21 protein-coding genes are annotated in these 26,147 nt (G+C 40.2%); 4 read left to right on the forward strand and 17 right to left on the reverse strand.

What is annotated here, in order from left to right:
* Position 1 precedes the first annotated feature (1 nt).
* Together ppnN and H5163_RS02075 are read right to left on the reverse strand one after the other, a co-directional pair.
* Positions 2 to 1,345, reverse strand: coding sequence for a nucleotide 5'-monophosphate nucleosidase PpnN (ppnN, locus tag H5163_RS02070; protein WP_145235807.1), 1,344 nt, complete (start codon positions 1,343 to 1,345; stop codon positions 2 to 4).
* 41 nt (positions 1,346 to 1,386) lie between these two features.
* Complete coding sequence (locus H5163_RS02075) at positions 1,387 to 2,922, reverse strand: diguanylate cyclase (RefSeq protein ID WP_337119163.1); 1,536 nt, start codon at positions 2,920 to 2,922, stop codon at positions 1,387 to 1,389.
* 217 nt (positions 2,923 to 3,139) lie between these two features.
* On the opposite strand from H5163_RS02075, the gene H5163_RS02080 reads away from it, so the two are divergent.
* On the forward strand, positions 3,140 to 4,924 hold the full coding sequence (locus tag H5163_RS02080) for a M61 family metallopeptidase (protein ID WP_182734166.1): 1,785 nt from the start codon (positions 3,140 to 3,142) through the stop codon (positions 4,922 to 4,924).
* A 21-nt stretch (positions 4,925 to 4,945) separates the two neighbouring features.
* Here the strand turns inward: H5163_RS02080 and H5163_RS02085 are convergent, their stop codons facing one another.
* On the reverse strand, positions 4,946 to 5,746 hold the full coding sequence (locus tag H5163_RS02085; RefSeq protein ID WP_182734168.1) for a glycosyltransferase family 25 protein: 801 nt from the start codon (positions 5,744 to 5,746) through the stop codon (positions 4,946 to 4,948).
* A gap of 217 nt (positions 5,747 to 5,963) precedes the next feature.
* Here H5163_RS02085 and H5163_RS02090 point away from each other — a divergent pair, with 217 nt between their 5' ends.
* Positions 5,964 to 8,123 (forward strand): S46 family peptidase, encoded by a 2,160-nt coding sequence (locus H5163_RS02090; RefSeq protein WP_182734170.1) that lies wholly within the window; start codon positions 5,964 to 5,966, stop codon positions 8,121 to 8,123.
* A gap of 150 nt (positions 8,124 to 8,273) precedes the next feature.
* On the opposite strand, the gene H5163_RS02095 is transcribed toward H5163_RS02090, so the two are convergent.
* Positions 8,274 to 10,691, reverse strand: a complete 2,418-nt coding sequence (locus H5163_RS02095) for a PAS domain S-box protein (RefSeq protein WP_182734172.1) — start codon at positions 10,689 to 10,691, stop codon at positions 8,274 to 8,276.
* Positions 10,692 to 11,197: 506 nt separating this feature from the next.
* Between H5163_RS02095 and H5163_RS02100 the strand changes: the two genes are divergently transcribed.
* Both H5163_RS02100 and H5163_RS02105 read left to right on the forward strand, forming a co-directional pair.
* The gene (locus tag H5163_RS02100) at positions 11,198 to 12,469 is read left to right on the forward strand and encodes an O-acetylhomoserine aminocarboxypropyltransferase/cysteine synthase family protein (RefSeq protein WP_182731605.1); all 1,272 of its coding nucleotides are present in this window, start codon (positions 11,198 to 11,200) and stop codon (positions 12,467 to 12,469) included.
* 151 nt (positions 12,470 to 12,620) lie between these two features.
* Entirely contained in the window at positions 12,621 to 13,280 is a 660-nt protein-coding gene (locus tag H5163_RS02105; protein ID WP_182731606.1) for an NADPH-dependent FMN reductase, read from the forward strand.
* 4 nt (positions 13,281 to 13,284) lie between these two features.
* Here the strand turns inward: H5163_RS02105 and H5163_RS02110 are convergent, their stop codons facing one another.
* From H5163_RS02110 to hisG, 13 genes are all read right to left on the reverse strand, one after another.
* A complete protein-coding gene (locus H5163_RS02110; protein WP_149980198.1) occupies positions 13,285 to 13,473 on the reverse strand; it encodes a DUF1289 domain-containing protein in 189 nt (62 codons plus the stop codon).
* Between the two features lie 53 nt (positions 13,474 to 13,526).
* Positions 13,527 to 14,039 carry a hypothetical protein gene (locus tag H5163_RS02115; RefSeq protein WP_145235753.1) on the reverse strand — a complete coding sequence of 171 codons (513 nt, stop codon included), beginning with the start codon at positions 14,037 to 14,039 and terminating at the stop codon, positions 13,527 to 13,529.
* A gap of 184 nt (positions 14,040 to 14,223) precedes the next feature.
* Positions 14,224 to 14,961, reverse strand: coding sequence for a hypothetical protein (locus H5163_RS02120; RefSeq protein WP_182731608.1), 738 nt, complete (start codon positions 14,959 to 14,961; stop codon positions 14,224 to 14,226).
* Positions 14,962 to 15,280: 319 nt separating this feature from the next.
* Entirely contained in the window at positions 15,281 to 16,738 is a 1,458-nt protein-coding gene (locus tag H5163_RS02125; protein ID WP_182731609.1) for an aerolysin family beta-barrel pore-forming toxin, read from the reverse strand.
* Positions 16,739 to 16,939: 201 nt separating this feature from the next.
* Positions 16,940 to 17,821 carry a LysR family transcriptional regulator gene (locus tag H5163_RS02130; protein WP_182734173.1) on the reverse strand — a complete coding sequence of 294 codons (882 nt, stop codon included), beginning with the start codon at positions 17,819 to 17,821 and terminating at the stop codon, positions 16,940 to 16,942.
* A gap of 913 nt (positions 17,822 to 18,734) precedes the next feature.
* Positions 18,735 to 19,349 (reverse strand): bifunctional phosphoribosyl-AMP cyclohydrolase/phosphoribosyl-ATP diphosphatase HisIE, encoded by a 615-nt coding sequence (gene hisIE, locus H5163_RS02135; protein WP_182734175.1) that lies wholly within the window; start codon positions 19,347 to 19,349, stop codon positions 18,735 to 18,737.
* Positions 19,340 to 20,119, reverse strand: a complete 780-nt coding sequence (gene hisF, locus H5163_RS02140; RefSeq protein ID WP_182732287.1) for an imidazole glycerol phosphate synthase subunit HisF — start codon at positions 20,117 to 20,119, stop codon at positions 19,340 to 19,342. The genes hisIE and hisF overlap by 10 nt, the downstream gene beginning before the upstream one ends.
* Entirely contained in the window at positions 20,101 to 20,835 is a 735-nt protein-coding gene (locus tag H5163_RS02145) for a 1-(5-phosphoribosyl)-5-[(5-phosphoribosylamino)methylideneamino] imidazole-4-carboxamide isomerase (RefSeq protein ID WP_182734177.1), read from the reverse strand. Before H5163_RS02145 ends, hisF begins: the two co-directional genes overlap by 19 nt.
* A gap of 38 nt (positions 20,836 to 20,873) precedes the next feature.
* Positions 20,874 to 21,464 carry an imidazole glycerol phosphate synthase subunit HisH gene (hisH, locus tag H5163_RS02150; RefSeq protein WP_149980203.1) on the reverse strand — a complete coding sequence of 197 codons (591 nt, stop codon included), beginning with the start codon at positions 21,462 to 21,464 and terminating at the stop codon, positions 20,874 to 20,876.
* Positions 21,461 to 22,522: a bifunctional histidinol-phosphatase/imidazoleglycerol-phosphate dehydratase HisB gene (gene hisB, locus H5163_RS02155; RefSeq protein WP_145235732.1), complete on the reverse strand. Its 1,062-nt coding sequence runs from the start codon at positions 22,520 to 22,522 to the stop codon at positions 21,461 to 21,463. Before hisB ends, hisH begins: the two co-directional genes overlap by 4 nt.
* Positions 22,519 to 23,604, reverse strand: coding sequence for a histidinol-phosphate transaminase (hisC, locus tag H5163_RS02160; protein WP_182734178.1), 1,086 nt, complete (start codon positions 23,602 to 23,604; stop codon positions 22,519 to 22,521). Before hisC ends, hisB begins: the two co-directional genes overlap by 4 nt.
* Complete coding sequence (gene hisD, locus H5163_RS02165) at positions 23,594 to 24,895, reverse strand: histidinol dehydrogenase (protein WP_145235726.1); 1,302 nt, start codon at positions 24,893 to 24,895, stop codon at positions 23,594 to 23,596. Before hisD ends, hisC begins: the two co-directional genes overlap by 11 nt.
* A gap of 4 nt (positions 24,896 to 24,899) precedes the next feature.
* Entirely contained in the window at positions 24,900 to 25,799 is a 900-nt protein-coding gene (gene hisG / locus H5163_RS02170) for an ATP phosphoribosyltransferase (RefSeq protein ID WP_145235723.1), read from the reverse strand.
* Between the last annotated feature and the right edge of the window lie 348 nt (positions 25,800 to 26,147).

The raw sequence follows: 26,147 nt of genomic DNA on the forward strand, positions 1-26,147 counted from the left end.
CTTATGCTTTGACTTCATAACATGGAACATATTGACTGCCTGGGAGCTTCATTCTTCCTTGCTCAACAAATGCTTGCAGCAGTTTATCCATGGCTTTCATTAAAGTCGGCTCACCGCTAATGATAAACCGGCCATGTTGTTTAATGGCTTGAATGCCTTCGTCTTTGACATTACCAGCAACAATACCAGAAAATGCACGGCGTAAATTAGCGGCTAGTAATTGCTTTTCTTGGTCTAAATGTAAATCAAGCCCAGCCATATTGGCATGAGTTGGCGCGAAAGGTTGCTGAAATTCATTTTCAATTTTTAACGTCCAGTTGAAGTAATATGCATCGCCCTGACTCTTGCGGTAATCACGCACATTCGCCATTGCAGATTTGAGTTTGATCCCAACTAATTCTGGGTTATCAATAATAACTTCAAATTTATCAAGCGCCTCTTTGCCTAACGTCATTTCAATAAATTGACATAATTCGCTAAAGTAATTTTCACTTTCTTTCGGCCCAGTTAAAATAACCGGTAACGACTGTTTGGCATTATCAGGGTGAAGTAAAATGCCAAGTAAATATAATAACTCTTCGGCAGTGCCAGCGCCGCCAGGAAAAATAATTATAGCGTGGGCGGTACGAACAAAGGCTTCAAGGCGTTTTTCAATGTCTGGTAAAATAACTAGTTCATTGACGATTGGATTTGGTGGCTCTGCGGCAATAATACTAGGCTCTGTTAAACCTAAATAACGGTTGTTGGTGTTGCGCTGTTTTGCATGTCCAATGGTTGCGCCTTTCATCGGGCCTTTCATGGCACCGGGGCCACAGCCAGTACAAATATTTAAGCCACGTAAACCAAGCTCGTAGCCTACTTGTTTAGTGTATTTATATTCGTTTTCATTAATTGAATGACCACCCCAGCAGACAATCATACTTGGATCGCTATTTACGCGAAGCGCTGCGGCATTACGCAACATATCAAAAACCATATGTGTAATGGCTTTTTGTTCGGTTAAATCTTTTTCGTATTTTTGACAAATAAATAAAATATCACGTATAACTGAGAAAATATGTTCATGAATTCCGGTGATTATTTCACCATCAACAAAAGCGGTAGTCGGAGGGTTAAGTAGCTCAATTTTTATGCCTCGCTCACGGCTTAGTAAGCGAATATCAAAATCTTGATATTTATTGTAAATCTCTGAGCTTGAGTCAGTATGACTGCCAACATTAAGAACAGCTAGCGCACAGTTTCTAAATAACTTATAGCGTTCACTGTTAGACGATTGTTCTAATAAATCAACTTCGAGCTGCGACAGTAAATCTAACACACCTGTCGGGTTTAACTGTATTAACATAGGCGTTCTCCTTGCTATAAAAAGCACTGGGTCGGTCGTAGTTATTCATTGATACACAAGCGATCACGACCGGTATTTTTTGCTTTGTAGAGGGCATCATCGGCGCGGTCAAAAGCGCCCAATGGGGTATCACCTTTTTTAAACTGAGTGGCACCGATAGAAACCGTTATCTCTACTTGTTTATCTCTGAACTTGAACGGAATTCCTTTCACCGCTCTTCTTAGTTTTTCAAGGGGTCTTTTAGCATGCTCTAAGGGCATACCTGGCATTAATAAAACGAATTCTTCACCGCCGTAGCGAGCAATGAAATCAGATTTTCGGATTGACATTTGCAATGCTTTAGCAATCACTTGTAACGTTTTATCTCCAGCGCTGTGACCGTATTTGTCGTTGATAGACTTAAAGTGATCAACATCAATCACCACTAAGGTGACATCTGATTCTTGTACTGCAAACAAATGAAACTCGTGATGAAAACGTTCGTCAAATGCAGCTCGATTTGGCAGTTTTGTAAGTCCATCAAGCAAACTTTTAAAACGTTGCTCATGCAGGCGTTTTTTGTATTTAGATAATTTTGTTTCGAGGCTGCCAATACGTTGATTTATTTCTTGGAAACTGCTTAATAGCATTTCACGGTCTTGCTGTTCAAGGCGCTCTTTTTCAATTAAGTCTTCGCTTAACGATTTTAATTCGTTATCAACTAAGGCTTTTAATGATGAGATTGAAGTGGCATTTTGGGTTTGTGCCGTCAGATTATTAATTTTACCTTCAATGCGCTTATTTAATGCTGTAAATTCAGCTCCCATTGCTTCTGAATGTTTACTTGTAGAGACAATCGAGTGATGTAATTCTTCGAGCGTTTGGTTCAATGACACTAAAAAACTTTGTGCTGATTGTCGCTCTTTACTGATATTACTGGCAATGATGCGAATAATATCGATTGCTGAGGTCAATAAATCATCAACTGAATCTGTTTCAGAGATATTATTTTTGATAGTTTTTACTTGATCTGCGGATTCATCTTCAAACACTAGATCATTAGCTAAATTTAATAACTCTTTTGCTAAACTGGGTTGTACAGCACTTTGTTGACCATCTGCAACAGTTAGTTTTACTTGTAATGCTTGATGATAAATAGTCACTAAACGATTAAGTAGCGGAATAAAATCCCGTGTCGATTGCACATTATTCAGTTCATGGTCTAGTAAATGACGCAACGTTCGGCGTGCATCATCCGGTAACCCTTTGGTTTTTTGTAGTAACTTGCCAGCATCGAGCACACTGTTATGAAGTTCACGCTGATGTGTAGCCTGTTGTGCTTCTTGGTTTTTTAGTAGTGTGAGAATCTCGTCTATGAGTGGCGCGAATAACTCAAAATCCACCCCTTTAGCCAGTGCACTACGAAACTTAGCTAAGCGATTATCAAGTTCAATATCCATCCCTTTACAGCTTAACGATAACTTAGCTGCAAAGTGTGTCAATGTGTCTACCTGATGCTTACGTGCATGTTCAACGACCATGCGAGTATCAATGGCTTGTTTAAGTTTTTTGTTTAAAACTTCGAGCTGTTGTGACACTAATAGTTACCGCCATTGATTAAATCTTTCATTGCTGTAAGTTTACAACAAAAATCGCACAAATGTAGTCAGTAAGTCAAAAACTTAGCATTTGTTGATGATTTTTATTCATTGAACCTATCTGCACGTGTATTTATCGCTTTTAATTCACATTTTCTATCATCATTGTTACGCTCAGGCACAATAAAATTAGTTGATATATGAATTAAGAGCCGCAATGAAAAAGTTTTTAGCATTATCGGTATTAGCCGCATTATCTCACTCGGCATGGGCCGATGTTAATTATTCGCTCGCTGTTACTCAACCTGAACATCATTTAGGCAACGTTAGCGTAGAATTCCCACAAACGGCACAAGCACATTTAGATGTAAAGTTGCCAGCTTGGCGAACAGGCCGTTACGAAATTTTGAACCTTGCAAACGGTGTGCGTTTTTTCGAAGCAACAGGTGAGAATGGCAAAGCATTAAGATGGGAAAAAATTGATGCTAGTACATGGCGAGTACATTTAGATAAACCAACGGAAGTTAAAATTGATTATCAAGTGTATGCCAATGAGTTAGGTAAACGCGCACGTCATATCGATGATAGTCACGCATTTATAGATGCATCAGGCTTTTTTATGTTTAGTGAATCATTTCGCCAAGAGCCAGTAACGGTCAAGCTAGATGTGCCGAAAGCATGGCGCTCAATATCAGGTATGGATAGTGCGGGCTCAAAGCATAGTTTTAAAGCCGCAGATTACGATGTATTAGTTGATTCGCCGATCGAAACGGGTATTAATCAACACCACACCTTTGCAGTTGATGGCCGCGATTATGAATTAGTGATTTGGGGAGAGGGCAACTATGATGTTGAGCAAATGCTTATCGATCTGAAAAAATTAGTCGCTACTGGTAATATTATTTGGGATGCTTACCCGTATCAACGTTATGTATTTATGATACATGCAACCTCAGGAGCAGGTGGCGCCACCGAGCATTTAAACTCAACGATTATCCAACGTCCGCGAGATCGTTTTGGTTCACGTGAGGATTACCTGGCTTTTATTAGCACCGCGGCACATGAATTTATCCATACTTGGAATGTAAAAGCATATAGACCTGAAGGTTTAGTTCCTTACGATTACACGCATATTAATTACGATAAACTATTATGGATAGCTGAAGGCTCAACCAGTTATTTTGAAGATCATTTAATGGTGCGGTCAGGGATTGCCACGACTGATGAATTTTTAAACGTGTTAACGAAAACCGTCAACCGTCATTTATTATCGCCAGGGCGCGAAGTACAAAGTGCCAGCGAAACCAGTTTTGATAAATGGATAAATCAAGGTGGTGACCATGCACGTAACTACAGTACTAATATTTACTCCGAAGGCTCATTGATTTCGATGGCCCTTGATATTGATTTACTTGAGAACAGCCAAGGTAAGCAAAGCTACCGTGATATTCATCGTGCACTTTACAATCAATATAAAATGCCGCATGGCTTTACTGCAACTGACGTGAAAACTATTTTAAAACATTTAACGGGCCGCGATTACAGCCAGTGGTGGGCAAATAATGTTGATGCACCAGCAGATATTGATTTTGACGCACTGTTTAAAAAAGTAGGCTTAATGTTAGAGCGTCCAAAAGATGCAAAAGCCGTTGCCAGTGTTGATGCGATGGCAAAAAATACTGGTGAGTTATTAACTTTAACTCATGTGCGTCGCGATGGCGCTGCATGGCAAGCGGGTTTGACCAGCGATGACAAAATTGTGGCAATTAACAAAAAGCATGTTGGTAAAGATTTAAAATCAAGCTTAGAAACATTTAAAGCCGGGGATAAAGTAACCATTGATTTTATCCGCCGTGATGCACTGCAAAGCACCACGATAACGCTAGCACTAAGCTTTGATAAAGATAAAAAGCTGGTTGCTGACAAACAGGCAACTGCACAGCAAATGGCATTATTTAAAGCATGGATGGGTGTAGAGCACCCAAACCTCGCTAAAAAATAAATACTATTTAATGATTCTAGGTTATGAGTAAAAAGGAGCTGCGGCTCCTTTTTTGTACTTAGGATCATCGGGTAAAGCACGCTTAGTCTTTTTGATAAATGCCGCCGTTGCAAAGTGATTATTTACCGCGCTACTGAGTTGCTGACCTTTACGGGCTAAAAATGATTTTTTTACGCTGGCATTGCTACGCGACTTTATATCACTTACTTGCTCACAATCTTGAGAGACTGGATACGGCAGTAATGAATAGCCTGTTACTTGAGTTTCCCATATATGTTGTAGGTCACAATCAACAGGGCGGGCAAATGTCTTAGTAGCTGCCAATAATTGTTTCGCACCTTGATAACTGATTGCAGAAGCACAACATCCTGTCATCAGCTTTTTATGGATCACTAATTTTTGCTCAAACTGCAACGGCACTTGATAGGCGATTTTGCGAGTACGGTTTTGATAAGCTGAGAGTTTTATCAGTTGCCAAGTGAGCGGTAATTGTTCAATATTTTTAATTGCACTATTAATACTCGTATCTAAGATAAAGTCATCTTCGAGCACAATTGCGTAATCAAGTTTTCTATCGACAATGGTTTGCCATGCTTTGCGATGGCTCAAGTAACAGCCAATCTGCCCAGCACTGAGCGGGTAATGGTATTTTTGTTTGTTGAGGCTAGGACTGTAATTAATTTCTTTTTGCGCTTGTGAAAGCATGGCGCCATCAATTGCATCTATACGCTCAAAACTTAGCCCATGTGCAGCTAATTGTCGCTGGCTGTTTGCTAATCGCTCCGTTGAACGAGCGAGGTTGATCAAAAAAATAGCAGTCATAATTAGGCCGTGCATTATTAATAATATTTAAATCCTAGCTATTGAAAATGACCAAATGATTGCATTGTTGTGTTGTTTTTATTGCCAATAGAGCTCGAAGAAGTATTTGTTTTCAGTATTTTGTTACACAATAGTGCAGCTATTTTGTCGCAGAAATATTGACCTTGCTAAGGCTGCACGCGTAACCTGTTATAGAAACAATAAAAAGGATAAAAAAATGCGCTTAAAACCACTCATAGCATCACTTGCTATTGCAGTATCGGGCACAACATTTGCTGATGAAGGCATGTGGCAACCACACCAACTTCCTGATCTAGAATCAATTCTAAAAGCCAAAGGACTAGAAATTGACGCAAAATCGATTTCTAAATTAACCGAGTTCCCAATGAATGCTGTGATAAGCCTTGGTGGCTGTACCGCATCCTTCGTATCGCCAAAAGGGCTGGTGGTTACCAATCATCACTGTGCTTATGGTTCGATTCAATATAACTCAACACCAGAGAACAATATTTTAGAAAACGGTTTTTTAGCAACAACACCGGCTGAAGACTTACCAGCGGCACCCGGCTCTAGAGTGTATGTAACTGAAACAGTTACCGATGTGACCAAAAAAGTAATAAAAGGCACTGAAAAACTCAGCGCAAAAGCGCGCTACGACGCGCTAGAAAAAAATGAAAAAGCGTTAGTGTCAGCATGTGAAGCTGACGACAATTATCGCTGTAATGTGTATTCATTCCACGGTGGTTTAGAGTTTTATTTGATCAAATCACTAGAAATTAAAGATGTACGCTTAGCATATGCGCCTGCTATGGGCGTAGGTAAGTATGGTGGCGATATCGATAACTGGATGTGGCCGCGCCATACCGGCGACTTTTCATTTTATCGTGCATATGTAGGTAAAGACGGCAAACCGGCTGAATTTAGCGAAGACAATGTACCTTATGTGCCTGACTCATATCTAAGTGTCAGCGCCAAAGGGGTCCAAGATGGCGACTTTGTTATGGTAGCAGGCTATCCTGGGCGCACTAACCGTTACCGCATTGCTGCTGAAGTTGATTATGTATTTAATACCAGCTATCCAAAATCACGCGAGCATAATTCAAAATATGTCGCTTTGATTGAAGAAAATTCAGAAGATGGCAGCAAAGCGCGCATCGCCTACGAAAGTACTATAGCGGGCTACAACAACTATATTAAAAACTACGGTTCAATGATCGAAAGCTTTAATAAAGGCACGATGTATGAACGTAAAAAGCAATTTGAACAAGATCTAACCGCGTGGATAAACAGTGACCGTAAGCGTAAAAAACAATACGGTAAAGTGTTAAATGAATTGTCGGCGTTAGTCGCTCAATCGCAACAGCACAATGAGCGTGATCGTATGCTTGGCTATGTGCACCGCTCACAAATGATCAGTACCGCACGTAGCTTATATCGCCTAGCTTATGAGCAACAAAAACCTGATAGCGAACGTGAATCTGGCTATCAAGAACGCGATTTACCACGCTTTGAAGCCGGTTTAAAGCGCATGAGTCGCCGTTTTGATGCAAACGTTGATAAAGCCATTTTATTACATTTTTTAGAGCTGTATGCCGCGTTACCTAAAGAAGAGCGTTTTGCAGAAGTAGATAAAGTTTTTGAATTAGAAAATGGCTTTGATAAAACCAAGCACAGTGCACTATTAGCAAAAATGTATGCTAATTCAACACTTAATAATGAAGAGGTGCGCATTGCATTATCTCAGCAATCATTTGCTGAACTTGAACAAAATCAAGACCCATTCATTCAATATGCGAAGGCCATCTTTGCCGTAATGAAAGCTGAAGAAGACAAAGATAAAGCACTTGCAGGTAAACTACAAGCGGCGCGTCCACAGCTAATGAGTGCCATCATAGCGTTTAATGAAGCACAAAATAAACCTGTGTATGCAGATGCGAATAGCACATTACGTGTAACGTATGGAACTGTTGGAGGCTATTCACCGCAAGACGGTTTGATAGCAACACCGTTTACATCACTTGAAGGGCTACTTGCAAAAAACACCGATGTTGATCCATTTAACGCGCCTGAAAAACTGCAACAGCAAATCAAGGCTAAAATATTTGGTGATTACACCGGTGGCATGAATACCGTACCAGTTAACTTTTTATCAAACGTAGACACGACTGGAGGTAACTCAGGTTCACCAACACTTAACGGTAAAGCCGAACTGGTAGGTTTACTGTTTGATGGTGTGTACGAAAGTATTATTGGCGATTGGGATTATAACCCAGCACTTAATCGTTCAATCCACGTTGATTCACGTTACATGCTGTGGGTGATGGATAAAGTAGATAACGCACAAAACCTATTAGACGAAATGAAAATCGTAAAATAAGTAATGAGTAAAATAGTAGGGCGCTTACCATAACGGTAAGCGCCTTTTTTAATAAGTATAATTTGTAATGACTTATGTCTACTTTTTGCTATGAGCGGAAGTTGATTTGCCGAAGCCGAACTGGCAATAAAGCACAAACAAAGCAAGTACTTACTTTATAAATGAGCTCAGAACACCGTATAGGGTAGCAATATCAATTGGTTTTGCTATATGTGCATCAAATCCTTGGCTTAAATAATCAGCAACGTCATCAATCATTACATTTGCGGTTAGTGCAATTATCGGTATATGCTTATTGAAATTAATGATATTTTTCATTGCTTCAACACCATCCATTTCAGGCATTTGTATATCCATAAGTATCAAATCAAAGTCCTTTTCTTTAGCTGCTTCTACTGCCTGTTTACCGTTATCTACAATAGTTAATGATGCATTAGTGCCTTCGAGCATTGACTGAATGACAATTTGATTGATTTCGTTATCCTCAGCAATTAGTATTTTCTTTCCCCTCAACGGCGGCGGAGTCATAGATTTTTGTACGAAAGAGCTGACACTCTTATTGGTTATAGTTAATGGTAATATGACTCTTATAGTGGTGCCTCTACCCACATTGCTTTTTACATCGATAGTGCCTCTCATCATAAGAATAAGACTGAGGGTAATCGACATACCCAGCCCAGTTCCACCAAATTTACGTGTTGTTGAGTTGTCTGCCTGTGAAAAACGATCAAATATACGAGCTTGAGCTTCCTCACTCATTCCAACTCCTGTATCAGCCACTTCAAGACTAATAGCCTGCTTTTCTTGGTAAAGAGTTTCGCTCAAGTGAATGTTTACGCTACCCTTTTCAGTAAACTTAACAGCATTCGACACAAGATTGAGTAATATTTGCTTAACACGGACAATGTCTCCTAACCAGTGATCATTAAAATTTTCATCAATATTACTGACAAGTTTAATACCCTTATTACTGACTATGCTGTCCACTTCAAATTTCACAGATTTAATTATATCGCTAATCGAGAAAGGCTCTTGCTCTAGGCTTAGTTTATTGCTCTCTATCTTTGAGTAATCCAAAATATCGTTGATAATGGTTAACAGCGATTTAGAAGACGATACTGCATTTTTAAGCATTACTTTGGACTTGGCATCGAGATACTCAGTATTGACCATCTGCAGTCCGCCTAAAATTGCATTCATGGGCGTACGTATCTCATGGCTCATATTTGACAAAAATTCACTTTTCGTTTGGGTTGCCTGCTCAGCTTTTTGCTTAGCTACTTCTAGCTCATTTATCGCATTTATTTTATCTGTAATGTCGTAATTTACACCGATGACTTTTAGAGCGTTGCCATCATTATCTCTAATAACTTCTGCGCTAGCTTTGATTGTTCTTACCTGCCCGTTTGGATGTACTACTCTAAACTCTGGATTAAAAGCACCTAAACCTGATACGGCATCCTCTAATTGTTTGTTAGACTCTTCCATATCATCAGGGTGAAGACTATGAGTCCAAGCTTCATAAGCACCAGAAAAACAATTCTCTGTAATGCCATACAGCTTGTACATCCATTCATCCCAGATTAATTCTCCCGAAATGACATCCCACTCCCACACACCAATTTGAGCTGATTCATTTGCCAATTTCATTCTCAGAGAACTGGTTTCAGCTTGGTTTTTTGCTATTTGTAATTCGGTTTCTATCTGTTTCTGATGGGAAGTATCTTGGATGACAGAGCAAATCAGCTCATCGCCATTTGCACTCTTAATTATAACGCCCGACAATTGTACGGGGTATTCATAACCCTTTTTATGAATATATTCTTTATAGTAAGGTCCGTAACGGCCTGTTTCTGAAAGGGATTTTAGTTGTTCTTTTTCTTGTTCTTCGTACTTTTTTGGTGTCAACTTCCAATAGTCCATTTGATTTAGTTCGTCTTTGTCATAACCACTAAAACGACTCAGTTCCTTGTTAACATACTCAAATAAACCATTATCTAACCTATTAATTGCAATGCCTACCGGCGCTAAGCTAAAAAACTGTTCAAATTTTTCTTTTTCCTCATTGAAAGCGTAGCTAATTCGTTCTATGTCTGTTGAAGCACTATGCAATTTGTTTTGCGTCTCAACTAATTCACTAATGTCTCTACCTATGGCTAAAATAAAAGCATCACCATCCACATTTAATACAGTCAGAGATACAAGGCATGGAAAAGATGAGCCGTCTAATCGAGAGTGAACCCACTGAAACAGCTGTGGCCCTTTAGTCAGAGTATTTTCAATGTGTTCTGCGGCTATTTCCTCTGAACGTCTGCCACATGGTTGATACTCAGGTGAGATATCAGAAGGCTTTAAATTAATAAAGTTGTCTTTACTTTCGACGCCGTGCATATTGATTGCAGCTTGGTTACATTCTGTGAATTTACCAGATTTCAGGTCGATTATTGATAGTGCGTCCCCAGATACTTCAAACAACTTCTTATACTTTATATTTTCAGCTCTAGCGTTTGCAAGCTGAACTTTAAGCTGGTCAATCTCCGCTTCGAGATCGTTTGTGGGATTACTCATAAGAACTCACTGTTAATTGTGTTTTTTCTTTTGCTATATATAACAATAGCTATAGTCCATTTTTTGTAAAAACAGAAGTTTTAAATAGAGAGTATTGAGTGGCTATTTCCTTATAGTACCGTTTGACGAGAATCAATATTTTTTCAAATAGCTACAAACTACGAGAAGATAATTATAGTTGGCTGTAATGATAAGTGAAAAATACAACAGATTATTGTTCTTTTTATTTTTTATAGTTAATGAGTCCAGAGGACGCTCTGGAGTTAAGATACGTTCAATCAGTCTACGCACGCTTCACAGCCTTAGCAGACTAAACCATAATAAACAGCTATGTCCACTTTCTTAAGAAAAACAGGTGTTCGTTTAAGATGGAACGAACTAACATAATTCGCTCTTAGCAGAATTTAACTTAAATCTAATTACTTCAACATCCTTTAATATATTTCATGTGCACTTTGTGAGCGATAAATGCTAGCTTAAGGGTAACCCTATTGAAGGAAATAATTATGAAACTTGAGTCTTTAGCGCTGCATCACGGTTATGAATCTGAACCTACAACTAAATCGGCGGCGGTGCCGATTTATAATACCTCATCGTATACGTTTGATAGTACTCAACATGGTGCTGATTTATTCGATTTAAAAGTACCTGGGAATATTTATACCCGCATTATGAATCCGACCAATGCGGTGCTTGAACAGCGTATTGCGGCCATGGAAGGGGGCATTGGTGCGCTTGCTGTGGCCTCTGGTATGGCGGCCATCACTTACGCAATTCAATGTTTGTGTGAAGTGGGCACTAATATTGTCAGTACCAGCCAAGTGTATGGTGGTACTTATAACTTATTTGCCCATAGTCTACCTCGCCAAGGTATTGAAGCGCGGATGATTAAAGCGGATGACTTTGCCGGTTTTGAAAACGCGATTGATGAGAATACCCGCGCGGTTTTTTGTGAGTCGATTGGTAACCCTGCAGGGAATATTGTTGATATCGCTCGATTAGCTAAAATAGCCCATAGCAAAGGCGTGCCGCTGATTGTAGATAACACAGTGGCAACGCCCTATTTATGCCGGCCATTTGAGTTGGGTGCCGATATTGTGGTGCATTCGCTTACTAAATATATTAACGGTCATGGTACTGCTATAGGCGGCATGATTGTTGATTCGGGTAAGTTTGACTGGAAAGCCAATGCCACTCGTTTTGCGATGATGAATGAGCCTGATCCGTCGTATCATAATGTGGTTTATACCGATGCTTTTGCTGAAGCGGCGTTTATTGGTCGCTGCCGCGTTGTTCCACTTAGAAATACCGGTGCGGCACTTGCGCCTAAAAACGCCTCTGACATTTTAATTGGTCTTGAAACTTTAGGGCTAAGAATGCAGCGCCACTGTGAAAACGCGCAACAGCTTGCTGAATACCTAGATAATCACCCTAAGGTGCTTTGGGTTAATTACGCGGGGTTAGCGTCAAGTCCCTATAACGCAATGAGTAAAACAACCACTAGTGGCAAAGCGTCTGGTATTTTAAGCTTTGGGATAGCGGGTGGTCTTGAAGCTGGCACTCGCTTTATTGATGCGCTGAATATGATTTTACGTTTAGTAAATATCGGTGATGCAAAGTCATTGGCTTGCCACCCAGCATCAACCACGCATCGACAATTAAATGATGAAGAATTGGCGAACGCAGGGGTTAGCCGCGATTTAATTCGTTTATCAGTGGGTATTGAAAACATCGACGATATCATTGCTGATGTAAGCCAAGCGCTCGATAAAGCTTAGTAATGTTAGCTACAGGGGTAAAGCGTGATCCACATTAATGTTTAAACATGCATTTTATGTTTTGCTTGTAAGGTAGGTTTTATTTATGACCTACCGCACAAATTTACGTTTATATTCGTATATTGATTTAAATAAAATGGAGTGCCAGTACATGAAACTATTAATTTTTTTAGGTTCAGTTCGAAAAAGTTCGCCACCTAAGCCGGCACGTCTCGGTGAAAGAGTTGCCAAGGCATGCCAACGCTGTTTGCTTGAGCAGTACAATGATCACGATATTGAACTGATAGATCCGCTAGACTATGAGCTGGACCCTATATTCAAACCGCACTTTGCTTATTCACAAGCCGAGGTGCCTAAAAAACTCGATGACCTAGCGGAAAAAATTAAAGCCTGTGATGGTTTTATTATGGTCAGCCCTGAGTACAATCATTCAATGAGTCCAGCATTGGCTAATCTATTAAACCATTTTGGTAGCTCTTTATTTGCTTACAAACCCAGCGTTATTGTTACGTATTCTGCGGGGCAGTGGGGTGGCGTTCGTGCCGCTGTTGGGATGCGCAGTTTTTTAAGTGAACTTGGGTGTTTGCCGGTGTCGGCTATGATCCATGTGCCAAAAGCACAGGATGTATTTATTGAAAGTGGTGAAACAAACAATGAGGCAGAGCAAGCATCATGGCGCGAATATTTTTCGCGGTCGTTTAATCAGTTACTGTGGTGGGCTGAGGCAGCAAGTAAGCAACGCGAGCAGGTTGACCCTAAGCAATTAATTAAAGACTTTAAACGCGACCCGTCGCAACGCAATGCACCTTAATAAGCTATGGGGTATTAGCATCCTCTCTAGGAGTATCTAAAATAGCTTGTTTCTCTTGGTCTGATAAAATGATCCAATCAAATATTTCGTCGCTAGTTCGGCCGCAGCCGCTGCAATAGCCTTTGAGGCGGTGGCATTTCCCAATGCAGTCGGTTTTTAATAGCGATGAACTTTTTTGGGGTGTTGAATTCATAAATCCTTAGCCAAGCAGGCCAACATTTGCTGACCTGTTTTATGGTTTTAATGCTATTTATTTGCTACCGATTTACCTACTTCAAATGAGGTAGACCAAGGCGTCGAGCGAGATAATGTTTTTCCGGTATGAATTGAAATAGCTGGGTTTTTTTCATCAAGTACAAAGGTAGTGCGTAATGAATCAGCAGATTCTTTTTGTTGTTCGTGCCAGTTATTTTGCGCTAAACAAGCTCGGGTGAAATCAACAGCCTTTTGATGAATGGCCACCGCTTGCGTTTGTTCTTGGTAATTATCTTGGCAACGATAAGTCACTGTATCGGCATCCAAAGCACTGATTTGGCATGCTTCACCAACGAGATTGTATTTAGCTGTCCAAGTTTCTGCGTACTTTGTATTCACGCGGGTGCGCTTTAACACTTCAAAACGTGAGTCGTAGGCGGCTAATAAACCATTGATTTTTTCACAAGGCGTGAGGTTATCAATACTTGCTTTTTGCTCTGTTGTTAAGCTGCTACAACCCGATAAAATAAGGCCTGTTAATAATACCGATAAATACTTTTTCATAGTGGACTATCCTTTTATGATAGCTAATCCTTCGTAGTTGCTTAAAGGATACCTAAGGGCTTGAAAAAATGCCATTAAAGACGTGAAAATAAAATTATTGCATGACTTATATCAAACGTTTTAGCGCAATTTTTTAAATTTTTTTGCCCCAAAACTAAGTATTTCTTTAAGCAAACGCAGCCACTTATAGATTTTGAATAGGCACATTTTTTATTGTAACGCTACCTGAACCATCAGCAAGTAAAGTAAAATCGCCTGCTTTGTTAACATAAATACCACCAGATCCATCGGTTACTGTTACTTTGCCGACAATGTTTTGCACATCGATATTACCCGACCCATCATGAATGATTACATCACCTTGAGTGTTTGCCAGTTCAATACTGCCAGAGCCGTCATGGATGTTTACACTGTCAGTAATATTGCTCGCAGTGATTGCGCCTGAGCCATCTTCAATGGTTAATTGACCCGAAATATTATTGATTATAATTGCGCCAGAACCATCATGAATGCTAGTAGCAGCTGCATTTTCAATCGAGATCTCGCCTGATCCATCGGTAATATCAAGTAAGAATGTTGCTGGTAGCGACACCGTTAGATCTATGCGCGTATGATCTTCACTGTGGTTATCACAATTATTCGCAGTTAATTTTGCTGTGTTGCCACTATTATCTAAAGTAAGGCAGTAGTTGTCATGCGCTTCATATTGATAAATTTCAGCCTTTACCGTCACAGTGTCGGTATTACTGCCTACGATATGTAAAAAACCCGAACCGGCTTCAACATTTAATGCTGATAGTGATTGAGCATCAAGGGTAAGCTTTTTTGTGTCTTGTAGCGTCATCTCGTTATTCCAAGCCAAAGCTTGAGCTGATAGCAGTGCAGCGCCAATCAGAGTCACTCGTGTGAATGCGTTAATCATTATTATTCCCTTTCATTTTTTTGCTGTTTTAAGTTTAGTCGCATAGAGCGACTAAAAAGGTTTAAAGAGGGGGAATTATTTTTAGTCGCTAAAAATAATAAGACAATAATAAATGTTTTTGTAAACCCAACCCACTGTTATTGTATGATTTTATGGTGATTCACTTTTCATGACGAGAGCAAAAAAATGCCTGGTTTGACTAGGTATTAACCTCTTACTATCACTTAAATGCTCAGTGCTTAGGGCTTGGTTTACTTTTTGAATTAAGTAATACATAGCTGGGATCTTACTTTACTAAGAGCCCAGCATTTTAGTTTATTTATAAATCAATCATTTCAATGTTAACAACGACATTTTTAAAACCAGCGTCTTCTAGTTCTTGTTTGAGCTTGTCAGCACTGGAGTAATCTACATGAGAAGTACTGGGCTTAACGCGTAGGTTACTTGGCAGCGGAGTTTCATCGCCAAAATATACATTACCAGCAAATTGGCTTTGTGCATAAAAGTGACCCGTTAACGTGGTTTTTTTAGGCCTCAAAATATGACTTAAATGATATTGCATTGTTGATAAGCTGGTTTGTTCTATCATCCATGGCCAATCCCATTTTTTATTTTCACCTGGTATGTATCTATGCTCCCATTGGTAAGGGATGCTTTTTTCTTGTCCAGCCCAGCGGCCAATAACAAAATTTGCATTTTCGGTCGGTCTGTTTTCAGGGTGACTTAACAAAGCATTGCCGCCCCAGCGCATAAAGCCATTTATTGATACGTTGTAGGTAATATCAGCATCAAACTCATAAGGGTAAGATATCGAGGATTTAAATAAATCAACTTTAGCGTTTACGCTAGTATTGGCAGGAATATTTGTTCTAGCTTGAACAGCAACACGCTGGCTTTCTGAGCCGCCATTACTTGTTCCCCATGCTTGACCTGCAGAAATAGTGACCGAAAGCGAGGTGTCTGAACCTCCTGTAACAGAAGGAGACTTCCATGTGTTTGCTAAGGTAACCGATTCAGAAATACTATAGTCATTTGTTTTTGACCAATTAGTTGATGCATCATATTCTATGGTAACTACTGACATTTGATCTACGGAGGTGTCGTTAATAGCAGGTACTGTGAGCGTTTTAACAAGCTCTTTATCAGCCGATACAATGTCGCCAGTTATTCTATATGATTCGGTATCCATGACATATTCGAAGTTAGATACAGTGATTGCCGTTTTTTCGCCGCACCGATATCCAGAACAACTCCCGCCGTTGTAACCTTGAATTGTCCAGCCTGAACCTGATTTAGTTACCTCCATATCTTCACCAACGTAATTAGATCGATTACCGCCTACCCATGCAAAGCCCATATAATGTGCAAGGTATGAAAGAGGTTTAATAAACGATTCTTTTTGGTTAACTAAATCCCATTCTATTTGGCTTTGGCTACCAGGTGCAATTTTAAGGGCGCTTAGTGATGGAATTTCATTGACTGGATTTTTAGGGTAACACCACGAATTAGAGGCAGAACCTCGTTTTATCTCCCCTGCATATCCAGAGCCCATAATTACCCAACCATCAGCCAATCCTGTTATTTGCCATTTGCCCATTTTATTAACAATGTCGCTTCTGTAAATCTGTGCTTCAGAGTGAGTTATTAAGCGATTGTTTGTGGAGCAAACACCCATCCCTAAATTTTCATATTCTAGTTGGTCTGGGTAAATTACTGTGGTGTTGGCACTTGCAGCACTGCTTAACCCAAATAGTAAGAGTGGTAATGTTTTTTTCATATAGTTATGTCCTTTAAAAGTTAGATATAGTCAAGGTCCATTTATTAATTTAAACGTATATAGCGTTGGACCAATTTTGATTTTAAATATCTACAAACTTATTAATAGGGGCATAAATGAAAGTTGATTTTTCAAAAATATTAGTTGCTTTAGCAGCCATAAATTAATTTTTTAGCGTTCAAATAACAAAAAATAATAGTGTTATATCTTTAATCCGTTCAGTGAGTGCTCTAAGAAATCAATTAAATAACGTGTGCTTTTTGGGATTAATTTATCAGGCCAAATTAAGTTAATATCGCGTTTTATTGGCTTTAAGTGTGCTAATACCTCAACTAAGCTACTGTCTTTAATATGAGGTAACAAACAATATTTAGGGCCATAATAAACACCTCTTCCTTCAATAGCTGCTAAGGCACACATTTCTATGTCGTTAGAGATAAAGTTGGGTTGAGGTTTAAAAATAATCTTTTCGTTATTATTCGATCTAAAAGACCAGTTTTCGAAAGGTGAGCAGGATATGTGGGGTAATTTAGCTAAATCGTTTAGGTTAGTAGGGCCGCCATAATTTTCGATTAAACTTGCAGAGCAGGCTAAAACAAAACTCATTTGATTGATTACTTTACCTATATTTTGCGAACTTTCTAACTGTCCTATTCTGATTGCGAGGTCAAATTCAGTTTTTTTTAAGTCCAAACGTTCGTCAGATAGCATCATATGAATTTTAATATTTGGATATAATGCAATGAATTGATTTATCACACCTGAAAAATACACACTTTTTATAAAATTTTGTGGCGCTACAAGCTTTATTGTACTTACTTTATGTTCACTAGTACTTTTAAAGTTACTTAGAATGCTTTGTAAACCTTCAACATGAATAAGGCATTGACTATAAAAGTTCTTTCCTGGTTCTGTTAATCGCAAACAGCCTTTTTCACGATAAAATAATGCTAAAGATAAATCTTCTTCTAATTTCTTTATTCTTCTTTGTAAGGTTGGTAAAGGAATATTTAACTTCACAGATGCTTCATGAAATGTTTTATATTGATTAGTCTTAATAAAAAGTGCGACGATATCAAGCAAGATAAATCTCCTGTAAAAATTGAATAGCAGTGATAAACTGATTGTTATATTACCAGTGTTAATTTTTACAAAATTAGATCATTTATTTAACATACGCAATAGTACTTTTTATAGCAACAACTATATTTAAGCCGAAATTAAACATGTTGGAATGCCATTAACATTAACGCTGTTTTAGCTAACAAAAATAAAATGGCATCCATCTTATAATTTGTATTGTATCAAATTACTTACTAATTGCTTTAGCGCAATAAATGAACCGATTTTGACATTGCTACAACAAGAAAGTCATATAAGTATGGCTAAGAAAAAGTCGAAAAATAAATGCTAAAGCAACAGTTATCCCCTTATATAGTTATATAAAGCTATAGATTCGTTAAAGAAGTGTTTTAATTAAATTGAGCTAAGTAACCTAAGCATTGGAGAATAAAGCTACCTGCGGTCGCAGAGTCAAGTGATTATTTGAATTTTCAACAAACACTGAGGTAAAGTAATACAGCGTGTTAATTTTATAATGTCTTGTTTTAAAGCTTAAAATGGGTGTGTTTTTAGTACTTTGCGAGACAAAAATACCAAACTATGCGATGACCATAACATTAGGACGTGTTGACCTTTCGTGTTTTATTTTGCAGCAGTATGTTTGATATTCAGGCAAGGCAGAGCCTATGTAGTGTGGTTGTTCCCCATAAATAGGAAATAACGCAGTATAAATGCCAAACATGCGCTGCCCGAAGGGTTCTATCTAGGGGCAATTAACCATTTGTTACTTACTTGAATGTAAGTAACGGGCGTGAGGCGGATGATCCTCTGCACTAAAACTGGACATGGCACTAAGCAATGTTTTTGAATTCATTCCTTAAGTATATTTAAAAAGCGCTAAGTATAACTCAGCGCTTAATTAGTATTTTAATAGTTACTTATGTCTTCCTTGCAAACACGCTACTACGTCTTGTAGCTCTAGACCTTGGCGCTGTAGCAATACGATTAAGTGATATATCAAATCAGCGGATTCATTGGTTAGCTCTTCGTTATCATGTTTCATTGCAGCTAAAGCGACCTCAACGCCTTCTTCACCCACTTTTTGACAACTGCGGCTTAAATCTTTAGCAAACAAAGAGGCGGTGTAGCTTTTTTCAGGGTCGTCGTTTTTACGCGATACAATCACTTGCTCAAGCTGCGCTAAGAAGCTTAGGCTTGGTTTTGCAGCATCACCAAAACAACTTTGTGTGCCTAAATGACAAGTTGGCCCAAGTGGGTTAGCCAGCACTAAAATAGAGTCATAGTCGCAATCAGTATGAACAGACACCACTTCTAAGTAATTCTCAGAGGTTTCGCCTTTGGTCCATAAACGGTTTTTTGAACGCGAGTAAAACGTCACTTTTTGCTTTTCAAAGGTGACTTCCAGCGATTCTTGATTCATAAAGCCTTGCATTAAAATAACCCCAGTACGGGCATCTTGCACGATGGCAGGGATCAATTCGCTTTTAGTAAAATCAACTTGGGTAAGGTTTTGTTTGGTTAGTTGCATAGTCGCGCCGCCACTTGGTTATCTATTAAATATTGTTTTAATTCGCCGATATTGATCACATTTTTGTGAAATACGCTGGCTGCCAGTGCGCCATCAACGTGGCTTTGTTTAAATACATCGACAAAATCTTGCATGGTGCCAGCACCGCCTGAGGCGATAAGTGGAATATCACACAAAGCACGCATTTTAGACAGCTGCTGGTTATCGTAGCCATTACGTACGCCATCTTGGTTCATGCAGTTGAGTACGATTTCGCCTGCGCCTAAGTCTTGCACGCGTTTTACCCACTCTTCGGTTTTATAACGGGTGCGACTTGACGCATTAGGATCGCCAGTAAGCTGATACACTAAATATTCGCCAGTTACTTCATCGTAAAAGCTATCAATGCCGACAACGACACATTGTTTGCCAAACTCATCATGTAGTTCTTTGATAAGCTCAGGACGGGCAATAGCAGGGCTGTTTATACTGATTTTATCAGCGCCGCGTTCTAATACGCGCGCTGCATCAGCCACTGATTTAATACCACCTGCAACACAAAATGGAATATCAATATGACGTGCTATGCTCTCTACCCAGTTTACATCGAGAAGGCGTTTTTCAACACTGGCGCTAATTTCATAAAATACCAGTTCGTCAGCACCGGCTTCGCTATACGCTTTAGCCATTGTTAATATGTCGCCAACCACTTCGTGGCCTTTAAATTTAACGCCTTTGACTACTTGGCCGTCTTTAACGTCTAAACACGGGATTATGCGCTTTGATAACATGCCAACGCCTCCTCTACATTAAATGCGCCATCAAGCAGTGACTTACCTAAAATAACACCGCCTACGCCAAGCTCTTTGAGCTTTTTAATGTCATCAAGCGAGCTTACACCCCCAGACGCTTGTACTTTAATATTGCTGTTGTGTTTTATTAAGTCTTCATACAATGCAAACGAAGGACCAGTCATGGTGCCGTCTTTACTGATGTCCGTGCATAGAAAGTCAATTACACCCAGTGCTACATAAAAATCTACTAATTCAAATAAGCCGAATTCTGATTCACTTAACCAACCGTGAGTGGCAGGGGCCCAGCCATTATCGGCTTTATTAACGTCGAGGGCGATAACAAAGTGCTTGGCACCGAATTTTTCAATCCAGTTTTTTACTTCATCGCGTTTTTCAACCGCCATAGAGCCAATTACTACTTGGTTAGCACCGGCTTTAAGCCAGTCGCTTACGTCTTGTTCTGTCCGAATACCGCCACCAACTTGATACGGTACGTTTAGTGCTTTGGTGGCTGCTTGAATGTGTTGCCATTGTTTTTTATTAGGATCGCGTGCGCCTTCTAAATCAACAAGGTGTAATTTACCTGCGCCGCTTTGTGCGTACTCTTGTAAGCGCGCACCAAGCTCAAACGGGTAAAACTGTGCGGTATCGTATTTACCTTGATATAAGCGCACAATTTGATTTTGTAATACATCTAATGCTGGAATAATCACTTGAATTCTCTTTATTAATTTGTGTTGATACGCTTTATTTATAGCTGCCAGTCTAAAAAGTTCTGCAATAACTGAGTGCCGACTTTAGCGCTACGTTCAGGGTGAAATTGCATACCCGCGTAGTTATCGTTGGCAACAATCGCTGAGAAGGTTTGCCCGTATTCGCCACTAACCAATGTTGCATCATTCACGGTATGAGCAAAACTATGCACAAAATATACTTGCTTGTTTGCATCAAGGCCTTTGGTTAAAGCATGTTCACGATTAACGGTGAGGTTATTCCAACCCATGTGCGGAGACGTTAAACTACCCACATCAAGTGCTTTAACGTGCCCAGGTATTTTGCCAAGGCATTGCACATTACCTTCTTCAGTGCTTTCGCACAGTAACTGCATGCCTAAACAAATTCCCATCAGAGGGCGTTGGTATTCATTGATTGCCTGTTGCCAACCGCCTTCTACCAAGCGCTTCATAGCAACAGATGCATGGCCAACACCTGGTAAAATGGCGCGTTCAAAGTTTTTAAGTTGCTCTGGCGAGGTGATCACTTCTGGCGTTTGCCCTAAGCGCTCAAAAGCAAAGCGTACAGAGTTTATGTTGGCACAACCGGTGTTAATTATGGCAATCATAAACACCCCTTAGAGCTTGCTGTTTGTTGGCTGGCGTCAGCGGCAATGGCCATACGTAAAGCGCGAGAAAACGCTTTAAATAAACCTTCAACTTGGTGATGACAGTTACCGTCGCTAACCGACAATATTAAGCTGATCGCTGCATTGTCGCTTAAGCTTTTGAAAAAGTGTTCAACCATTTGTACGTCTAAATCACCGGCTTTTTCACGGCTAAAGTTAGCGTTTAATACAAACGAAGCACGACCTGACAAGTCAATTTGTGCCTCTGCTTTGCATTCATCCATCGGTAGGGCAAAACCATAGCGAGCAATTTGTGATTTAGTACCAAGGGCTTGTTTAAGCGCTAAACCAAGGGCAATGCCGATATCTTCAACAAGGTGGTGCTCGTCAATGTGCAAGTCGCCGCTGGCTTGAATATCAAGGCCAATATTGGCATGGGTGCGAATTTGATCAAGCATGTGATCAAAAAAGCCTAGGCCAGTGCTGATCTCGCCATTTTTACTTTGATCTAAATTGAGTTTTACATCAATTTGCGTTTCTTTAGTGTTGCGAGTCACGCGGCCTTGTCGATCAGCGGTGGTAAGTTTAGTGACAATTGCATTCCAATCACCGTCATACAAAATACCTTCACAACACAAGTTTTGTGCAAGGCCAATATCTGTTTGGCGATCGCCAATCACAAATGAGCGTGCTAAATCGACTTTACCTGAGCGCATTAACTCGGTAAGCAACCCTGTTTTTGGCTTACGACAATCACAATTTTGCTCATTAAAGTGTGGGCAAATTAATACGTCGTCAAATTTAATGCCTTGGCTTGATAAAATAGCCATCATCTTATCTTGGGCAATATCAAAATCAGCCGTTGGAAAGCTGTCAGTGCCTAAGCCATCTTGGTTTGACACCATCACTAAACGATAGCCTGCGCCTTGTAATTGCAAAAGAGCAGGGATCACGTTTGGTAAAAACGCTAACTTTTCAAGACTGTCTACTTGCTTGTCGGTGATTGGCTCTTCAATAATAGTGCCATCACGGTCGATAAATAAATACGGGTTGCTCATGATACTTCCTGCTCTTTAAAAGTGGCTGATTGGCTTAGGCCATCTAACCATATTTTTACTTGTTCTAGTTCTTGCTCACTGCCGATTGAAATACGTAGCCAATCGTTTTCGCCGTATAAAGTAAAAGCACGCATAACTAAGCCTTGCTCAAGTGCGATATTAAAGCTGTTTTTATCGGCGAGCTTTAGAGTGACAAAGTTTCCTTCGCCACTGAGCACTTGTAATACGGCAGGGGAGGCTTCGAGCCACAGCTTTAGCTTTGCCCTTAGTGCATTTAAAATACTTACTTGGCGACGCATTGAAGTAATGGCATCTGGGCTGAGTGCATTTGCAGCAATGCTTGCCACTACCGTTGATACCGGATACGGTGCAATCACTTTACGGATTGGCGCTAGTACTGACGATTGGGCAAGAGTAAAGCCTGTACGCAGGCCTGCTAACGCAAATGCTTTAGAGAGCGTTCTCAGTACTACTATGTTGGCAAATTCGTTGATGAGTTTGCTTGCACTTTGCTCTGGGCAAAATTCAATATAAGCTTCATCCACAACGACCAGTGCTTTATCGGCAAGTGCTGTTGCAATAGCCTTTATTTTTTCAAGCGGTGTTAAGCTGCCTGTTGGGTTATTTGGATTACAAATAAACACTAATTTGCTATTACCAACAGCGTTGATTATTTGATCAACAGTACCATCGAATAATAATGCTTGGCTTAAGCCATTTATTGCTACGTTGTGAGTGTCGGCGGTGACTTTGTACATGCCGTACGTAGGTAAAAATAAAGCAACCGAATCTTGCTCTGGTTGGCAATAGGTGCGTACCAGTAGCTCAATACCTTCATCCGCACCACGGGTCATAAGTACTTGTTCAGCAGTGAGTCCTGCGTAATCAGCATAGCGGTTAATAACATTCATAGGCTGCGGATCAGGGTAGCGATTTAAATCATTAATGCTGATATCGATACTTTTAACATACGGGCTTTCATTTGCATTAAGCCACGTTGTGCCGGTTAGTTTCTCACTTTTTGCCGAGCTATATGCTGCTAATGCATCAATATTGGCCGGTAATAAAGGGTTATTGCTCATTGTTCATCGCCTCTAAACGCACCTTAACGGCATTTGCGTGGGCATCAAGTCCTTCTGCATCAGCCAATGGTAAAATTGCTTTTGATAAGTTTTTTAAACCATTTTGAGTAATGGTTTGTACGGTATAAGTGCGAAAAAAATCAAGTAAGTTTAAGCTTGAATAAGTGGCACTGTAGCCATAGGTTGGTAATACGTGATTAGTACCAGAGGCATAATCACCAGCAGATTCTGGCGTGTAGTCACCCACAAACACAGATCCTGCATTTTTAACTTTGTTTAAATATGGGTTGGCATCAGCCAGTTGCAGTATTAAGTGTTCAGGGCCGTATTGTGCTGATACAGCAAATGCTTGCTCGATTGAATCAACCAAAATAAGCGATGAATTAGCCAATGCTTTTGCGGCAATATCTTGACGCGATAGTTTGGCTAATTGGCGTTCAATAGCTTGCTCGGTGCGGGCAATCATACGTTCACTGTTACACAGTAAAATTACTTGCGAATCAGCGCCGTGCTCAGCTTGAGATAATAAATCAGCGGCAATAAATTCAGGGTTTGCGCGCTCATCGGCAATCACTAACACCTCAGACGGGCCCGCAGGCATATCGATCGCCATGCCTGGTATGGTCTGAGCTACTAGTTGTTTAGCCATAGTCACAAAGCTGTTACCCGGGCCAAAAATTTTATTCACCTTGGGCACTGAGTCTGTACCATAAGCCATTGCGGCGATTGCACCTGCGCCGCCACTTTCTACGATTGTTTTGATACCGCATAGTTTAGCCGCATATAAAATTGCTGGGTTTATCGGTAAATCACCTTGCACCGGTGTTGCTAACACTACGGTTGTCGCTCCACTTAGCTGCGCCAGTACACCTTGCATGATCACTGATGAAGGCAATGGCGCACTGCCACCTGGCACATATATTCCAACGGCTTCAATGGCTTGGTATTTTAGTTCACATAACACACCGGGCTGAGTCGACAATTTAATATCTTTGGGTAGCTGTGCTTGGTGAAAACGTTTTACATTAGCGTAGGCTGTGTCTATCGCGTATTTAAGCTCAGCGCTTAACTGCTGCTCAGCGACATTGATCTCACTTTGCGGCACTAATAAGCGCGGATTTTCGCGGTTATCATATTGCTTAGCCATGTCGAGTAAGGCTGTGTCGCCTTGCTCTTTTACGCTTGCCATAATAGCTTGGCAAATAGCTTCTACTTCCACACTTGCACTAACAGCAGGGCGCATTAGCGCCGCTGCTTGTGCATCTTTGGAAACCTCATTCCAGCGCAACATTGACTTACTCCATCATTTTTTCAATTGGCATAACGAGGATAGAGTTGGCGCCTAGCGCTTTTAATTGCTCCATTGTTTCCCAAAATAATGTTTCACTGCTCACCATGTGCAGGGCTACGTACTCATCAGAGCCAGCAAGAGCTAATACCGTTGGTTGGCCAGAGCCTGGTAAAATATCGCAAATTTCATCCAGTTTATCTTTTGGCGCGTGCAGCATGATGTATTTGCTTTCTTTGGCTTGTCTCACGCCGCGTAAGCGTGGCATAAGTTTGTTGATAAGTGCTAGTTTGTCAGCATCTTGTAAGTCTTTATTTTGGATAAGGCAGGCGTTTGATTCTAAAATAGTATCGCCTTGCATAAGGCCGTTGGCTTCAAGTGTGGCACCGGTAGATACTAAATCACAAATTGCATCAGCAAGTCCTGCACGTGGTGCGACTTCTACAGAGCCAGTCAGCATTACTGTGCTGGCGTTTATGCCTTCACGCTTTAAGTATTGAGTTAATATTTCAGGGTAGGTGGTAGCAATGCGTTTGCCTTCAAACCAGCTTTTATCTTGCTTGCCAAGTTCTGACGGCCATGCAAGTGCAAGGCGACAGTAGCCAAAATCAAGTTTAGACAATTTAGTTACTTCACTTGGTACGCCTTGGCGCTGGCGCTCAGCTTGTACTTCAACGAGTACGTTTTCGCCTACTATGCCTAAATCACACACGCCGTCCATTACCAGACCGGGTATATCGTCATCGCGCACACGTAGTACGTCAATCGGCATATTGGTTGAGTGGGCAATCAAACGTTGCTCACGCAAGTTAAGTTTAACACCTAGCTGTTTTAGTAAGTCTTGGCAATCTTTAGAAAGGCGGCCACCTTTTTGGATGGCGATACGTAGACGGTTGCTATTACTCATTATTCATTTTTCCTTTAATTTAAAAACTAAAAACCCCGAGGGAACCTCAGGGCGAAAAATGAATCATTGTATGTTGACTCGCCAGAGGTTCCTTTTAGGAATAACCTCTCAGCGAAAGACCTGACAGGTTATTCCGGTGAATGGTGGTGATGATGTACTGTTGTCAGGTTTAAGCGCATTATAATATATCCTAAATAACTTTCGTTTTATCATTGCTTCATGTAAACAAAAGTGTTTAATCTGTTTAAGTAAATTTCACATATAGAAAAACACATTTGTGGGGAAGCTGGCAAGTTTTTTTTGCATAAATTAAAGAATAAGCTATAACGGCCGATGATAAGAGTAACC

Source organism: Pseudoalteromonas sp. SG44-8, assembly GCF_014164125.1.
In the GTDB taxonomy this organism is placed as follows: Bacteria; Pseudomonadota; Gammaproteobacteria; order Enterobacterales; family Alteromonadaceae; genus Pseudoalteromonas; species Pseudoalteromonas rhizosphaerae.

Bases quoted from the DNA above. Each gene is read 5' to 3' on its own strand.
- ppnN (WP_145235807.1), bottom strand. From the start codon at position 1,345: ATGTTAATACAGTTAAACCCGACAGGTGTGTTAGATTTACTGTCGCAG.
- H5163_RS02080 (WP_182734166.1), top strand. From the start codon at position 3,140: ATGAAAAAGTTTTTAGCATTATCGGTATTAGCCGCATTATCTCACTCG.
- H5163_RS02085 (WP_182734168.1), bottom strand. From the start codon at position 5,746: ATGACTGCTATTTTTTTGATCAACCTCGCTCGTTCAACGGAGCGATTA.
- H5163_RS02090 (WP_182734170.1), top strand. From the start codon at position 5,964: ATGCGCTTAAAACCACTCATAGCATCACTTGCTATTGCAGTATCGGGC.
- H5163_RS02095 (WP_182734172.1), bottom strand. From the start codon at position 10,691: ATGAGTAATCCCACAAACGATCTCGAAGCGGAGATTGACCAGCTTAAA.
- H5163_RS02100 (WP_182731605.1), top strand. From the start codon at position 11,198: ATGAAACTTGAGTCTTTAGCGCTGCATCACGGTTATGAATCTGAACCT.
- H5163_RS02105 (WP_182731606.1), top strand. From the start codon at position 12,621: ATGAAACTATTAATTTTTTTAGGTTCAGTTCGAAAAAGTTCGCCACCT.
- H5163_RS02110 (WP_149980198.1), bottom strand. From the start codon at position 13,473: ATGAATTCAACACCCCAAAAAAGTTCATCGCTATTAAAAACCGACTGC.
- H5163_RS02115 (WP_145235753.1), bottom strand. From the start codon at position 14,039: ATGAAAAAGTATTTATCGGTATTATTAACAGGCCTTATTTTATCGGGT.
- H5163_RS02120 (WP_182731608.1), bottom strand. From the start codon at position 14,961: ATGATTAACGCATTCACACGAGTGACTCTGATTGGCGCTGCACTGCTA.
- H5163_RS02125 (WP_182731609.1), bottom strand. From the start codon at position 16,738: ATGAAAAAAACATTACCACTCTTACTATTTGGGTTAAGCAGTGCTGCA.
- hisIE (WP_182734175.1), bottom strand. From the start codon at position 19,349: ATGCAACTAACCAAACAAAACCTTACCCAAGTTGATTTTACTAAAAGC.
- hisF (WP_182732287.1), bottom strand. From the start codon at position 20,119: ATGTTATCAAAGCGCATAATCCCGTGTTTAGACGTTAAAGACGGCCAA.
- hisH (WP_149980203.1), bottom strand. From the start codon at position 21,464: ATGATTGCCATAATTAACACCGGTTGTGCCAACATAAACTCTGTACGC.
- hisB (WP_145235732.1), bottom strand. From the start codon at position 22,522: ATGAGCAACCCGTATTTATTTATCGACCGTGATGGCACTATTATTGAA.
- hisC (WP_182734178.1), bottom strand. From the start codon at position 23,604: ATGAGCAATAACCCTTTATTACCGGCCAATATTGATGCATTAGCAGCA.
- hisD (WP_145235726.1), bottom strand. From the start codon at position 24,895: ATGTTGCGCTGGAATGAGGTTTCCAAAGATGCACAAGCAGCGGCGCTA.
- hisG (WP_145235723.1), bottom strand. From the start codon at position 25,799: ATGAGTAATAGCAACCGTCTACGTATCGCCATCCAAAAAGGTGGCCGC.